We start from the raw sequence: 13,121 nt of genomic DNA, 5'->3' as shown, positions 1-13,121 counted from the left end.
CGAACCAACCACTACCCCACGTGGACCTGGACACCCTCGGACTTGCGGCCGGCCTTGACGAACAGGGCCAGGACCGCGGTGAGCAGGGCGATGCCGGTGCTGATCAGGAAGGCCACGTGCATGCCGTCCATGAACGAGTTGTGCACCGCCTTGGAGATCACCGGAGCGATCTGGGCGGGCAGCCCGTCGGGCGCCTTGCCGAACGCGGCGACCTTCTCCAGCAGGGTGATCTTGTCCGCCGGGATGGCCTGGGCCGCGGGGCCGAGGTAGCCGGGGAGCTTGTCGGAGATGACGCCGGCCATCACCGCGCCCAGGATGGCGGTGCCGAGCGCGCCACCGACCTGCATCGCCGACTGCTGCACACCGCCGGCCACGCCGCTGAGCTCGACCGGCGCGTTGCCCACGATGATCTCCGTGGCGCCCACGAACACCGGCGACAGGCCGAAGGCCAGCAGCAGGAACGGCAGCCCGGTGGCGAAGAACGAGGCGTCGATGGTCAGCTGCGCCATCAGGAACATCGAGAGCGCGGTGATCACCAGGCCGACGGCCATCGTGATCTTCGCTCCGACCTTGCCGATCATCATGCCCGCCAGCGGCGAGGCCACGATCATGCCCGCCGACATCGGCAGCATGCGCAGGCCGGCGTTGAGCGGGGAGAGCCCGTGCACGCCCTGGAAGAAGAAGCCCAGGAAGAACATGGCGCCGAACATCGCGAACGCCACCATCATCATCAGCACGGTGCCGATCGAGATCGACGGGTTACGGAACAGCGACAGCGGCACCAGCGGCTGGCTGGCCTTGCTCTGCCAGACGATGAACAGAGCGATCAGCACGGCGAAGCCTGCCACGAAGCCGAGGGTCTTGGTGTCGCCCCAGCCCCACTCGGGGGCCTTGATGATCGTCCAGACCAGGGCGAACATCGCGCCGGACAGCAGCACCACGCCCAGCCAGTCGATCCTGGCCAGCGTCGCGGCCCGGGTCTCCTTGATGATGACGATGCCCATGATCAGCGCGACCAGGCCGACGGGGGCGTTGATGAAGAAGACGGACTCCCAGCTCACCTTCTCCACCAGCAGGCCGCCGACGATCGGGCCCGCGGCGCTGGACAGGCCGATGATCGCACCCCAGGCGCCCATGGCCTGGTTGAGCCTCTCACCTGGGAAAGCCCCGCGCAGCAGCGCGAGCGCGGCGGGCTGGAGCAGCGCGCCGAACAGACCCTGCAGCACGCGCAGGGCGATCAGGGCGCCGATCGGCGAGATGAACGAGAAAACGTCGGCCAGCTGCTGGCTGAGGCCGATGCCCACCGACGACAGCGCGAATCCGGCCACGCCGATCAGGAAGACCCGCTTGTGCCCGAAGAGGTCACCCAGCTTGCCGGCGGTGATCAAGAAGACGGCGAGTGCAAGCAGGTAGCCGCTGGTCACCCACTGCAGGTCCGACAGCGAGGCGCCGAGCTGCCTGCCGATGACCGGGTTGGCGATGCCGACCACGGTGCCGTCCAGCATCACCATGATGACGCCGAGACTTACGGCCAGCAGGGTCAGCCACGGGTTGCCCCCGCTCTTGGTTCCCCCTTCGGCTGACAACGGTGCATCCACCGTCCTGGCGTGAGCCATGAGTTGCCCCCTCAGTACGTGCCGCCCCATACAGGGGCATAGTTCACTTAAGCCTCAGGTAATTTATGTCAGACGCTGCCAGATGACAAATGAGTTTGGTTCGGCGCAGAATGACTTATGGCAGACTGTGACAGGAAGGTTTCGAGGGAGTGACTGCAGTGGGTCTGCGGGAACGCAAGAAGGAGAAGACGCGCCTCGCCTTGCTCGACGCGGCGCTCGACCTGTTCCTCGAACAAGGGTACGACTCGACGACGGTGGATCAGATAGCGGGGGCCGCCGACGTGTCCCCGCGCACGTTCTTCCGCTACTTCGCCGTCAAGGACCAACTCGTCTTCTGGTTCCACGACCACGGCGAGGAGGTCATGCTGGAGACGCTGCGCAGCCGTCCCGCCGACGAACCCCCGTTCACGTCGATGGCACACGCCCTGCGGGCCGTGCTTCGCGACCTGGAGGAGTCAACGAGCGACGACACCGCAAGGTTCCTGAAGTTGCGGGAGTTGCTGGAGAAGAATCCCCACCTGGTGGGGATGTCCGTCGCCCGTGGTGCGCAGACCGAGCGCCACCTCGCCGAGGAGATCGCCGCCCGGCGAGGGGTCGACGCCACCGATCAGAAGACGCACCTGATCGTCATGTTCGCGATGGCCACCATGCGGGTGGGCTTCGAATGCCCCCCTGAGGTGGAGAACCTGAGCGAGATCGTCGGGCGCATGGAGCAGACGCTGGAGCTGGCCGAGCGCTCGCTGAAGCCGGGCTGGGACCTCTAGTTCATCGTCGGGTCGTCCGGGCAGGTGGCCACGAAGGCCAGCTCGCCCGGCTGGCGGCGGAGCACGTGCCGCCACAGCGAGCCGGGATCGGTGTGAAAAGTATCACCCACCTCGGATTCGACCACGTACCACGCACCCTCGGCGATCTCGCTCTCCAGTTGCCCCGAGGTCCAGCCCGCGTAGCCGGCGAAGATCCGCATCTGCGCGATCTCGCCCTGCAAGATCTCCGGCGGCGCGTCCAGGTCGACCGTGCCCAGCCTGCTCACCGCGGGGGTGCCCGCGTGCAGCCGGCGCCAGCCCAGCGGCTCCTCCCCGCTCGGCACCGCGGCCAGCGCCAGCGCGCTGTCGGTCTGCACGGGCCCGCCCTCGAACAGCACCGGGGGGCCCGTCACCAGCGGGTCCCACACCGGCAGCACCTGCGTCACCGCGATCTCGCTCGGCCTGTTCAGTACGACGCCGAGGGTGCCGCCGTCGATGTCGTGCTCCAGGATCAGCACGACGCTACGCCGGAAGTTGGGGTCGTCGAGAAGCGGCGTCGCCACCAGAAGACCGCCGACGTAGATCGCTTCCGCCATACATCCATCATGAAGGGTGAACCCCGGATCCCGCTCCCCCGGGTTCGCGATGTTACTTTCTGTAGTCAATTGGGCACTGTAGGTACCAAAGATCACGATCAGGCGCAGCACGGGAGTACCAGCATGAAGTCCGCCACCCGCCTTGCTCTTCTTGGTTTGCCGCTGGGTGCGGCGCTTCTGCTGCCCACGACCGCCCGCGCCTGGGAGTGGCCCAACCACGACAACCAGTCGCCACTGAACGTCAAGCTCAGCAATTTCGAATGCGGCGGCGGCAGACTCTTCGTGACCATCACCAACTCCGGCAGCCCCTCCAAGTCCGACACCTTCACCCTCAAGGCCGACAAGCAGGTGGTCGACACCCAGCAACTGGACCCGGGCGACGACCCCGCCAGGGAGGTGGTGCACCTGCCGCCCGGCGGTCCGGTGCAGATCTCGGTGTACTCCGAGCTCACCAACTCGCAGATCTTCTTCAAGCAGCTCGGCATCCACTGCGGCGGGAACGGCGGCGGGAATCGCGGGGGCTGCAACCGCTGGGGCGGCGGGGGCTGGGGCCAGGGCGGCTGGGGCCAGGGCGGTCGGGGCCAGGGCGGCTGGGGCCAGGGCGGCTGGGGCCAGGGCGGCTGGGGTCAGGGCGGCTGGGGTGGTGGCAGGGGCGACAACTGCGGCAACGGCTGCGACCACGGGGGCGGCGGATGGAACGGCAACTGCGGCGGCCGTCGCCTGCCGTTCACCGGTCCGCCCGCCGACCTGTGGGGCAAGGTGGCCACCGCGGGCGGGCTCATGCTGACCGGCGGCATCGCGTGGTGGTACGGCTCCATCTGGCCGCGCCAGAACTACGACGGCACCATCACGGCCGGCCGTACCAGGTCGCGCAGGCGCTGGCCCGGCCTCAACATCTGAACGCGCCCGCGCGCGCCGCGGCCAGCACCCGATCCGCCGCCTGTACGGCGAGCGCCTCGTTCACCGGCTCCCTGGTGACGACGAGCCGGTAGTACAGCGGGGCCGAGACCGCCCTGATCACCTCGGGGCCGTCGGTGCCGGGAGGCAGCTCGCCACGCTCGACGGCCAGGTCGACCACGCGCGCCCACTCCGTGATGCGGCGCAGGTAGAAGGCGTTGAGCGCGTCCGCGGCCTGCTGGTCGCAGGTGGCGGCGGCGATGATCGCCTGCAGCGTGGCGCCCAGCCGCAGGTCGGTGATGGCGCCCAGCACGTTGGTCGCGTTGGCCCGCAGGTCGGCCTCGATCGAGCCGGTGTCGGCGTGCGCCGCCGACTGGTCCGCCAGGTCGTTCATCAGGTCGGTGACCAGGCCGGCCGTACTCCCCCAGCGCCGGTAGACGGTGGTCTTGCCCACGCCCGCCCTGGCCGCCACCTGGTCCATGGTCAGGCCGTGGAAGCCGTGCTCCACCAGCTCGTCCTGGGTGGCCTCGAGCACCGCCGCGCGGACGCGGGCGGTCCGGCCGCCGGGACGCACGCTGCCAGCCAAACGGGTCTCTTGTTCCATTAATGCTCCTCCCGTGTTACCGTCATCTCGCATCTTAACGGAACTCGTGACCCATTAAGAAGGTTCGCCATGACCACGATGGCATTCGCCCAGACGCGGATGACCGCACGGCAACGACTGGTGCTCGTGCTGCTGCTCGGCTCGCAGTTCATGCTGGCCGTCGACTTCTCGATACTGAACGTGGCCCTGCCCGTGATCGGCTCAGGGCTTGGCTTCGCGCTGGCCGACCTGCAGTGGGTGGCCACGGCGTTCGCGCTCGCGGCCGCCGGGTTCACGCTGCTGTTCGGGCGGATCGCCGACCTGTTCGGGCGGCGCAGGCTGTTCCTGGCCGGGATGGCGCTGCTCGGGCTGTCCTCCCTGGCGGGCGGGCTGGCCCCCGCACCGGGGATCCTGCTGGTGGCCCGCGTGGCGCAGGGGCTCGCGACGGCGATCGTGACACCGGCCGGGTTGTCGCTGCTGACCACCGCCTTCCCCGAGGGGCCGCTGCGGGCCAGGGCGCTCGGGTTGAACGGGGCGCTGATGTCGGCCGGGTTCACCTCGGGCGCGATCCTGGGCGGGCTGCTGACCGAGCTGCTGAGCTGGCGGTGGGCGTTCTTCATCAACGTTCCCGTGGCGCTGGCCGTACTTGTCGCCGCTCCCTCGGTGCTGGCGGAGAGCCGGCCCGAGAGCCGGCCGCGGATGGACGTAGTGGGGGCCGTGACGGTGACCGCGGGGCTGCTCGCGCTGGTGTTCGGGCTGACCAGGGCCTCGCTGGCCGGGCTGGCCGCGGGTGCGGTGCTGCTGGTGGTGTTCTGGTTCGTGGAACGGCGGGCCGAGGCGCCCCTGGTGCCGGTGGCGATCCTGGCCAGGCGCAGCGTGAAGTGGGGCAACCTGGCCGGGCTGATCGCGTTCGCGACCGAGACGTCGCTGGTCTTCCTGATGACGCTCTACCTGCAGAAGGTGCTCGGCTACTCGGCGCTGGCCACCGGGCTGGCCTTCGGCGTGCTGGGGCTCGGAACCGTTCTCGGCGGGACCGTGGCGGCGCGGGTGCTCGCGCGGCTGGGGAACCGCCGGGCGCTGGTCGCCGGGTTCGCCGTCCAGGCTCTGGCCACGGCGTCGCTGGCGCTGCTGGGCACCTCGCCCGGGTGGATCTGGCTGCTGCTGGCGGCCACCTTCGTCGGCGGCGTGGGCAACATGGTGGCGATCGTCGGGTTCATGGTGACCGCCACGTCCGGGCTGCCGGACTCGGAGCAGGGCCTGGCCACCGGGCTGGCCACGATGACGCAGCAGGTGGGGATCACGATGGGCATCCCCGTGATGAGCGCGGTCGTCACGGCGGCGATGGGCTCGGTGCTGCAGGGGGTGATCGTCGCAGTGCTGGTGAACGCGGCGCTGACCCTGGTCGGGACGCTCATGAAGAAGGGCTGACCGCTCCTCGCCGACCCCGGCGTAGGTAGGACCCGGGCACCACACATGGGCGCCCTGTGTGGCGGGAAGGCGGGGCCGGGGGCCACGGTCACGTGCGTCGTAACGGCGGCCGGCCCCGCATCACCGGAGGAGCGTCACCCTGGACAGAGCCCGGCCCCGTGCGGCGGGTGGCGGTGGGGCGGCCTGCCGTACGAGATGAAGGCCCTTGTCCTTGAAGAGGAGATCACGCCTCGGTGAAGCCGCGGGCGCGGCCGCCGGCGGATTCGCGGACGGCGGCGGCGACGGCGCCGGCGACGTCGGGGTGGAAGACGCTGGGGACGATGTAGTTGGGCCCCAGCTCCTCCGGCGTGACGACCGAGGCGAGGGCGTGTGCGGCGGCCAGTAGCATCTCCTGCGTAACCCCGTCGGCCTGCGCGTCGAGCAGACCGCGGAAGACGCCGGGGAAGGCCAGCACGTTGTTGATCTGGTTGGGGTAGTCGGAACGCCCGGTGGCCACGACGGCGGCGTGCTCGCGGGCGTCATCGGGCGAGACCTCGGGCTCGGGGTTGGCCAGGGCGAAGACGACCGCGTCCTTGGCCATGGTGGCGATGTCGTCGCCGGTGAGGATGCCGGGCGCCGAGACGCCCACGAACACGTCGGCGTCCTTGACCGCGCCGCGCAGGTCGCCGGAGTATCCCTCGGCGTTGGTGTGCTCGGCGATCCACCGCAGCGACTCGTCCAGGTCGTCGCGGCCGCCGTGGACGGCGCCCAGGTAGTCGCAGACGATGACGTTGCGCGCCCCGGCGGCCAGCAGCAGGCGCAGCACCGCGTTGCCGGCGGCGCCCGCACCGGCCATGGTGATCTTGACGGAGTCGATCGGCTTGCCGACGACCCGCAGCGCGTTGGTGAGGGCGGCCAGCACGCAGATGGCCGTGCCGTGCTGGTCGTCGTGGAAGACGGGGATGTCGAGCAGCTCGCGCAGCCGCCGCTCCACCTCGAAGCAGCGCGGCGCCCCGATGTCCTCCAGGTTGATGCCGCCGAACCCGGGCGCGATGATCTGGACGGTGCGCACGATCTCGTCCACGTCCTGCGTGTCGAGGCAGATCGGCCAGGCGTCGATGCCGGCGAAGCGTTTGAACAGCGCCGCCTTGCCCTCCATGACGGGCAGCGCGGCCTCGGGCCCGATGTTGCCCAGGCCGAGTACGGCGGAGCCGTCGGTGACCACGGCGACGCTGTTGCGCTTGATGGTCAGGCGGCGCGCGTCCTCCTTGTTGCGCGCGATGGCCATCGAGACGCGGGCCACGCCGGGCGTGTAGGCCATCGACAGCTCGTCGCGGTTGCGCAGCGGCACCTTCGACTTCATCTCGATCTTGCCGCCGAGGTGCATGAGGAACGTGCGGTCGGAGACCTTGTGGATGACCACGCCGTCGACGGCCTCGAGCTGGTCGACGATCTGCTGCGCGTGGTCGGTGTCGCGGGCGGCGCAGGTGACGTCGATGCGGAGCTTCTCGTGGCCCGCGTTGGTGACGTCGAGGGCGGTGACCACTCCGCCTGCCGACTCTACGGCGTGGGTGAGCTGGCTGACGGCCTTGCCGCCTGCGGGCACCTCAAGCCGCACGGTGATGGAGTACGACACACTCGGGACGGTCGCCACGTCATTCGCTCCTTCGCGCCTGACCAAGAAGTACCCCTATGGTAGGGGGCCCGCGGTCAGTCCAGCGCCTCGGCCGCGATGACGATCAGGTCGACACACGCCTGCACGGGGATCGTGGTGCTGTCGATCGCCAGGTGATACTGGCACGGCTCGGACGGGTCGGACCGGTAGAAGTGGCGCACGTAGGCGGTGCGGGCGCGGTCGTTGTCCTCGATGACGCGGCGTGCTTCGCGCTCGCTGACCTCGTTGTACTCGGCTGTCTGGCGGACCCGGCGCTCCAGCGGGCCGTCGAGGCGGACGTGCAGCGCGCCGGGGTGGTCGCGCAGCACGATGGCGCCCGCTCTGCCCAGGAACACCCCGCCCTGGGTGAGGGCCATCTCCTTGAGCATGCGCTCGGTACGTGTGACGAATTCCTCTGCCGCCAGCGGCAGCGTTCCCGGGCAGTACATGTCGACGCCGCCGAAGGTGACGGTCGGCAGGCGCATGGCGCCCGACAGCAGCCTGCCGAGGCCGTGCTCCGCACGGTCGTCGTGGACCAGGGCCTCCTCCAGCGTGCAGCCCAGCTCCTGGGCCACCGCGCTGGGGATGGCGCGGTCGACGAAGGGAACATCCAGCCGTTCGGCGACGGCCGGGCCGATGTGGCTGCCGGCCGTGCCGTAGGTCGCCGAGATCGTGACGACGCGCATGCCCTCAGATTAGAACAAAGCGCTCGACAAAGCTCTACGTGCTTTCGCCAGCGAAGGGTCTTCCGCGGGCAGTGCCTCGAACAGTCCGAGCAGGTGCTTCCTGACCTTGTCGCGGTCGTCGCCGGAGGTGCGCTTGACCACGCCGACCAGCCGCCCGAACGCCTCGTCCACCGAGCCGGAGAGCATCTCCAGGTCGGCGGCGAGCAGCTGGGCGTCCAGGTCTGACGGGTCCTGCAGGCGGCGCTGCACGTCGGCCGGGTCGACCTGGCTGGTGCGCTTGATCAGGCCGACGCCGGCCAGGCCCATGCGCGCGTCCTCGTCGCCGGGGCTGCGGGCCAGCAGCCGCTCGTAGGCGGCCTCGGCCGCGTCGAGGTCGCCCTTGTCGATGGCCTCCTCGGCGGCCAGCAGGTCGGGGTCGACGGGCGGCTGGGCCTCCACGTCGGGCCCCGCCTCGCCGGTGTCAGGCGGGCGGACGTCGGGGTTGGCCTGGTAGAACTGCTCGACCGCGGCCATCAGCTCATCCAGCCAGCGGGTGACCTCCTGCTCGGGCAGCACTTGCTGGAAGCCGGTGACGGCCTGGCCCTGGAAGATGGCCAGCACCGTGGGCACCGCCTGGACCCGCAGCGCCTGCGCGATCTGCGGGCTGGCGTCCACGTTGACCCTGGCCAGGACGACCTTGCCGGCGAGGCCGCCGACCACCTTCTCCAGGATCGGGCTCAGCTGGGCGCTGCCGGGCGCCCGCGGGGACCAGAGGTCGAGCACCACGGGCACGTTCATCGAACGGTCGATGACGTCGGCGGTGAACGTTTCCTCGGTCACCTCGACGACGGACGCCGACGACTGTGGTCCGGCGGTCCCACGCCGGGCCTGCGCCTCGAGTGCCTGCTTACGCGCGCCCAGATCGATAGCCCCGTAGAGCGATCCGGGCCTACTGAAGTCGGCCATGCCCTCAATCTTGCCGCATCTCAGCTCCTGGGAAGTCACCTGCCGCCACCCTCAGGGTGCGCAGGAGCTGGAACATGCTCGCCAGCTCGTCCTCGCCGTACATCGTCAGGCCGAAGTCGGCGCCCATCAGGTCCGCCGTGGCCTGCCGTACGACCTGTCTCCCGGCGTCGGTGATCTCGGCCAGCACGCCGCGGCCGTCGTCGGGGTTGGGCATGCGGCGCACGAAACCGGACTTCTCCAGCCGGTCGACCGTGTTGGTGACGCTGGTCGGGTGGACCATGAGACGCTCACCGATCTTCCACAGCGGAAGCCTGCCGGTTCTGCTGAAGGTCAACAACACCAGCGCTTCGTATCTGGCGAAGGTCAAGTCGTAAGGCTTCAGGAGCGAGTCAAGTTGCGACAGCAGGATCTGGTGCGCTCTCATGATCGAAGTGACGGCGGCCATGGCGGAAGAGGGACCGAAGTGAACACGCCAGGTCTCTGCGGCGCGCTCGATCGGATCGAACGGCAAATTGAGCGACACAGCGCTACCGTAGCGCGCCGCTCGTCCGGGTTCGTCTGGTTACTCTCAGCGATCGAATTCACCGGTTGACCAAGAATCCAGACGCCAATCGTCACGCTCAGTTATGGTTCTCGCATCAAATGGTGACGCGGAAACCAAGTGGGGACTGATCGTTTTCCGCCTCGCCTTCGGGGCACGGGGGGTGCTTGATGGACTTCATCGGGGTGACGCGTGCGTGAGCACGCGGGGGTGACACGCGAGGAGCTGAAGCAGAGCGCGGCCGTGACGGTCGCCGTGCTGCTCGCCCTCGGCCTGGTCGCGGCCTGGAGCGTGCTCATCCCCGGTGTGGACGCCTGGGAGAACATCGTGGCCGCGGTGCTCGGCTCGCTCCGGCTGACCGGGCCCGTCGCGGCGGCCTTCGCCGCGTGGGTGGCCATCCGCAAGCGCAGGGCTCTGCGCGGCCGTTCGATGTCGACCTGGCGGGCGCTGAAGGCCCCGCTGGCGATCGTGGTGGTCGTGGTGGGCTCGTTCGGCGCCACGGTGCTGGTGCTGGCGGTCAAGACCGTGATCACCGAGCAGTCTGGGCGGCTGAGCCTGTCCGGGCTCGGGATGGGCATGGCGGGTCTCGCGCTCTACTCGGTGATCGGGTGGGTGGCCGGGTGGCTGATGCCGCGCGTGCTCACGCCGCCGCTGGCCGGGCTGGCCTGCTACGGGCTGTTCACCTGGCTGGCCGGGCGGGAGACGTGGGCCGACAAGCTGGCGCCCGGCACCGGCGAGCCGTACGACCTGTTCCAGGGGCTGAGCGGGGCGACGTTCACCGACCAGACGATGTGGCTGGCCGGGATCGCGGGGGCGCTGCTGCTCGGCTGGGCGGCCATGGTCACCCGGCAGGCGCTGGCGCTGGCCTGCGCGCTGCTGGCCGTGCTGGCCGCGGGCGCGGGGGTGGCGCGGCTGCTGACCGAGCCGAAGCCGGCCGCGGCGCAGGAGATCGCCTACGCCTGCCAGGACTGGCCGATCACGGTGTGCGTGCATCCCGGCATGCGAGCCGGGCTCACCGAGCTGGGCGCGGCGTTCACCAGCATCGCCTCACGCCTGGCGGGCACCCCGGCGGCTTTCACCCGGGTCGAGCAGCGCCCGCTGGAGGACACGCTCGAGCACACCGCCGGGCTGGCGCAGATCCACCTGCCGGACCTGTCGGCGGGGTTCGCCGACAAGGCGGCCTACGAGTACGTCGACTCGCTGGCCCCCCAGTGCACCAACACGACCGCCGCCGGCTACCGGGAGATCGTGCTGGCCTGGCTGCGTGGGGAGCCGCTGCCTGGCGGGCCGCTGCCCGAGCACCAGTACGCCGCGGCCTGGTTCTCCGGGCTCAGCGAGCACCAGCGGCGCGAGTGGCTGCGCATGTTCTACCGCGACTTCGAGGCGTGCAAGCTGTCGAGCAGCCACTTCGGTGGCGGCCCGACGCGGGCGGCCGCGCCCGTCCAGCCCTCGCCCGACGCCACGCAGGTCTACCCGGTCTACCCGGACCCCGCCGTGGAGCCCACGTCCGACTGGGGATCGGAGATGTCACCAAAAAGCTGGCACTGATGATCGACGGGCGGGTAGTCAAGGGCTCATGACTACTCCTCCGACCGCCGCTCCCGCGCGGCGCCGCCGGTGGCGATATCTGGCCGGGTTCCTCGTGCTCGCCGTCCTGCTGGTCGTGGGCGGACGGCTGGCCTGGTCCTGGCTCGACCCGCTCGGCGAACGCACGATCGACCGCAGCCAGCCCGTGCTGCTCCAGTCGATCAAGGACCTGAGCCGCTTCGAGGCCGCCACCGGCAGCTTCCAGGTCGTCGTGGACCTGGAGAAGGACGCCCCCTTCCTGCCCGACGCCATCAAGGGCACCCGGACGCTGTTCGTCGGCGCGGGCAGCGTCGACGCCTACGTCGACCTCTCCGGACTGTCGGGGAGCATGGTGACGGTGTCGCAGGACCGCAAGGAGGCCACGCTCCGCCTGCCGCACGCCGAGCTGGAGAAGGCCAACCTGGACAACAGCCGCTCCTACGTCTTCGCCCAGCAGCGCGGCCTCCTGGACCGGGTGCAGGGCTTCCTTTCGTCTTCGCCGTCGGACGAGCGGGAGCTCTACGTGCTGGCCGAGAACAAGATCAGCCAGGCGGCCCGGGAAAGCGACCTGCGGGCCCGCGCCGACACCAACACCAAGGCGATGCTGACCGGCCTGCTGAAGTCGCTCGGCTTCACCAAAACCACCATCAAGTTCTCCGACGAGCCGTGACCGTCTGCTGATCTTCTAGATATCCGCTGCTGTACGGCGGGCCGCCCCACCGCCAGTCGCCGCACTTCGGCCGCGTCTGTCCAGGGAGACGCTCCTCCGGTGATGCGGGGCGGGCCGCCGCAACGACTCCGCTCCAGGCCGTCTGGATCGGCTCGGGGGGGCCGTCTGAGGCGGCTCGGCGTAGGCCGTCTGGATCGACTCGGCGTAGGCCGTCTGGGTGGTCCTGCGTAGGCCATCTGGGTGGTCCTGCGTGGGGCGTGGCCAGGTCGTATAAGTGCAGGCCAGGCGCGTCTAAGTACCCCTAAGGCGGGGCTTAGGTATGGGGCGTGTTCGTACACGCCGGGAGATAAGGCATACGTCCGATGTGCCGGAAGGGGCCTTAGCCGCAGAGTAGAGAGTGCCAGCAAGAAAGCACCGCACAGCACGGGAGACGCGAGATGAACGCCGAGCTCGAGTACGCAGTCATGAAGAACCACGCCGAGGAGCTGCGGGCCGCCGCGGCGCAGCACCGCCAGGTACGCGAGGCACGGAAGGCGCACAAGTCCGAGCGCCGCACCCGCTCCGCGTTCGCCCGCTTCCTCTCCTCATGAAGACGTCAGAAAAGCCCGGCCGCAGCCTCCCTCGCGGCCGGGCCGAACTTCCCCCTTGACGACAGGGCGCGAGACCAGAGCTCGCGCCCTTCTTCATGTCAGCACCTCCGCCGCTCGAGAGGGCTCCTTACCTGCTCATCAGGAGCTGAGACCGGGCTCTAGGTATCCCTACGCGGTACTACGACCAGAGATAAGGCATCCGCCCGATGTGACGGGAGGGGCCTTAGGAGCAGTGTTAGAGGTGCCAACAAGGAGCACCTTCCAGAGGAGCCGAGATGCACGCCGAGCTCGAATACGTAGTGATGAAGAACCACGCCGAGGAGCTGCGCAGGGCCGCCGCCAGGCACCGCACGATCCAGGAGGCCAAGGGCCGCAAGTCCGGGCGCCGCTCGCTGTTCGCCCGTTTCCTCTCCTCATGAAGACGTCAAGAAGGCCCGGCCGCAACCTCCCTCGCGGCCGGGCCAATCTCCCTCCCTAGTTCGCTAGGGAGCAGACATATCGCACCCACATCTGAGGGCGAGAGATTTCCAGATCTCTCGCCCTCTCCTCATGTCCGGGGTACGGCACGCCTGCGTGCCCGGGTTCCCGCTCTCCATGGGCACGCTCGGGACCACCCAGGCGGGATCC

Annotated in this window: 14 protein-coding genes; 7 read left to right on the top strand and 7 right to left on the bottom strand. The window is 69.6% G+C overall.

Going from position 1 to position 13,121, the window contains the following annotated elements; all coding sequences use genetic code 11:
- Positions 1-11 precede the first annotated feature (11 nt).
- Entirely contained in the window at positions 12-1,616 is a 1,605-nt protein-coding gene (locus ACIBHX_RS50845) for an MFS transporter (RefSeq protein ID WP_397076073.1), read from the bottom strand.
- 149 nt (positions 1,617-1,765) lie between these two features.
- Here ACIBHX_RS50845 and ACIBHX_RS50840 point away from each other — a divergent pair, with 149 nt between their 5' ends.
- On the top strand, positions 1,766-2,380 hold the full coding sequence (locus tag ACIBHX_RS50840) for a TetR family transcriptional regulator (protein ID WP_397076071.1): 615 nt from the start codon (positions 1,766-1,768) through the stop codon (positions 2,378-2,380).
- Here the strand turns inward: ACIBHX_RS50840 and ACIBHX_RS50835 are convergent.
- Positions 2,377-2,955: a YqgE/AlgH family protein gene (locus tag ACIBHX_RS50835; protein WP_397076070.1), complete on the bottom strand. Its 579-nt coding sequence runs from the start codon at positions 2,953-2,955 to the stop codon at positions 2,377-2,379. The genes ACIBHX_RS50840 and ACIBHX_RS50835 overlap by 4 nt on opposite strands.
- Before the next feature lie 123 nt (positions 2,956-3,078).
- Here ACIBHX_RS50835 and ACIBHX_RS50830 point away from each other — a divergent pair, with 123 nt between their 5' ends.
- The gene (locus tag ACIBHX_RS50830; protein WP_397076068.1) at positions 3,079-3,855 is read left to right on the top strand and encodes a hypothetical protein; all 777 of its coding nucleotides are present in this window, start codon (positions 3,079-3,081) and stop codon (positions 3,853-3,855) included.
- On the opposite strand, the gene ACIBHX_RS50825 is transcribed toward ACIBHX_RS50830, so the two are convergent.
- Positions 3,845-4,456: a TetR/AcrR family transcriptional regulator gene (locus tag ACIBHX_RS50825; protein WP_397076067.1), complete on the bottom strand. Its 612-nt coding sequence runs from the start codon at positions 4,454-4,456 to the stop codon at positions 3,845-3,847. The genes ACIBHX_RS50830 and ACIBHX_RS50825 overlap by 11 nt on opposite strands.
- A gap of 69 nt (positions 4,457-4,525) precedes the next feature.
- Between ACIBHX_RS50825 and ACIBHX_RS50820 the strand changes: the two genes are divergently transcribed.
- Positions 4,526-5,863, top strand: coding sequence for an MFS transporter (locus ACIBHX_RS50820; RefSeq protein ID WP_397076066.1), 1,338 nt, complete (start codon positions 4,526-4,528; stop codon positions 5,861-5,863).
- Between the two features lie 223 nt (positions 5,864-6,086).
- On the opposite strand, the gene ACIBHX_RS50815 is transcribed toward ACIBHX_RS50820, so the two are convergent.
- The 4 genes from ACIBHX_RS50815 to ACIBHX_RS50800 are packed head-to-tail and all read right to left on the bottom strand — an operon-like array spanning position 6,087 to position 9,650.
- Complete coding sequence (locus tag ACIBHX_RS50815) at positions 6,087-7,496, bottom strand: NAD-dependent malic enzyme (RefSeq protein WP_397076065.1); 1,410 nt, start codon at positions 7,494-7,496, stop codon at positions 6,087-6,089.
- 56 nt (positions 7,497-7,552) lie between these two features.
- Positions 7,553-8,182, bottom strand: coding sequence for an AAA family ATPase (locus tag ACIBHX_RS50810; protein ID WP_397076064.1), 630 nt, complete (start codon positions 8,180-8,182; stop codon positions 7,553-7,555).
- Between the two features lie 9 nt (positions 8,183-8,191).
- Entirely contained in the window at positions 8,192-9,127 is a 936-nt protein-coding gene (locus ACIBHX_RS50805) for a tetratricopeptide repeat protein (protein ID WP_397076062.1), read from the bottom strand.
- A gap of 4 nt (positions 9,128-9,131) precedes the next feature.
- Entirely contained in the window at positions 9,132-9,650 is a 519-nt protein-coding gene (locus ACIBHX_RS50800; RefSeq protein ID WP_397076061.1) for a MarR family winged helix-turn-helix transcriptional regulator, read from the bottom strand.
- A gap of 210 nt (positions 9,651-9,860) precedes the next feature.
- Between ACIBHX_RS50800 and ACIBHX_RS50795 the strand changes: the two genes are divergently transcribed.
- The 4 genes from ACIBHX_RS50795 (at position 9,861) to ACIBHX_RS50780 (ending at position 12,913) form a co-directional block, all read left to right on the top strand.
- Positions 9,861-11,216 carry a hypothetical protein gene (locus tag ACIBHX_RS50795; protein WP_397076060.1) on the top strand — a complete coding sequence of 452 codons (1,356 nt, stop codon included), beginning with the start codon at positions 9,861-9,863 and terminating at the stop codon, positions 11,214-11,216.
- Between the two features lie 28 nt (positions 11,217-11,244).
- Positions 11,245-11,904: a DUF4230 domain-containing protein gene (locus tag ACIBHX_RS50790; protein ID WP_397076059.1), complete on the top strand. Its 660-nt coding sequence runs from the start codon at positions 11,245-11,247 to the stop codon at positions 11,902-11,904.
- A gap of 437 nt (positions 11,905-12,341) precedes the next feature.
- Positions 12,342-12,494 (top strand): hypothetical protein, encoded by a 153-nt coding sequence (locus ACIBHX_RS50785; protein ID WP_397076058.1) that lies wholly within the window; start codon positions 12,342-12,344, stop codon positions 12,492-12,494.
- 275 nt (positions 12,495-12,769) lie between these two features.
- Positions 12,770-12,913, top strand: a complete 144-nt coding sequence (locus tag ACIBHX_RS50780; protein ID WP_397076057.1) for a hypothetical protein — start codon at positions 12,770-12,772, stop codon at positions 12,911-12,913.
- Positions 12,914-13,121 lie beyond the last annotated feature (208 nt).

Source organism: Nonomuraea sp. NPDC050536 (assembly GCF_044457685.1).
Taxonomy (GTDB): Bacteria; Actinomycetota; Actinomycetes; order Streptosporangiales; family Streptosporangiaceae; genus Nonomuraea.
Note: the sequence above shows the minus strand (reverse complement) of the source record. Positions and strands in the feature narration are given on the sequence as shown.

Excerpts from the sequence above, each read along its gene's own strand:
- ACIBHX_RS50845 (WP_397076073.1), bottom strand. The coding sequence starts at position 1,616 with ATGGCTCACGCCAGGACGGTGGATGCACCGTTGTCAGCCGAAGGGGGA.
- ACIBHX_RS50835 (WP_397076070.1), bottom strand. The coding sequence starts at position 2,955 with ATGGCGGAAGCGATCTACGTCGGCGGTCTTCTGGTGGCGACGCCGCTT.
- ACIBHX_RS50830 (WP_397076068.1), top strand. The coding sequence starts at position 3,079 with ATGAAGTCCGCCACCCGCCTTGCTCTTCTTGGTTTGCCGCTGGGTGCG.
- ACIBHX_RS50825 (WP_397076067.1), bottom strand. The coding sequence starts at position 4,456 with ATGGAACAAGAGACCCGTTTGGCTGGCAGCGTGCGTCCCGGCGGCCGG.
- ACIBHX_RS50820 (WP_397076066.1), top strand. The coding sequence starts at position 4,526 with ATGACCACGATGGCATTCGCCCAGACGCGGATGACCGCACGGCAACGA.
- ACIBHX_RS50810 (WP_397076064.1), bottom strand. The coding sequence starts at position 8,182 with ATGCGCGTCGTCACGATCTCGGCGACCTACGGCACGGCCGGCAGCCAC.
- ACIBHX_RS50805 (WP_397076062.1), bottom strand. The coding sequence starts at position 9,127 with ATGGCCGACTTCAGTAGGCCCGGATCGCTCTACGGGGCTATCGATCTG.
- ACIBHX_RS50790 (WP_397076059.1), top strand. The coding sequence starts at position 11,245 with ATGACTACTCCTCCGACCGCCGCTCCCGCGCGGCGCCGCCGGTGGCGA.
- ACIBHX_RS50785 (WP_397076058.1), top strand. The coding sequence starts at position 12,342 with ATGAACGCCGAGCTCGAGTACGCAGTCATGAAGAACCACGCCGAGGAG.
- ACIBHX_RS50780 (WP_397076057.1), top strand. The coding sequence starts at position 12,770 with ATGCACGCCGAGCTCGAATACGTAGTGATGAAGAACCACGCCGAGGAG.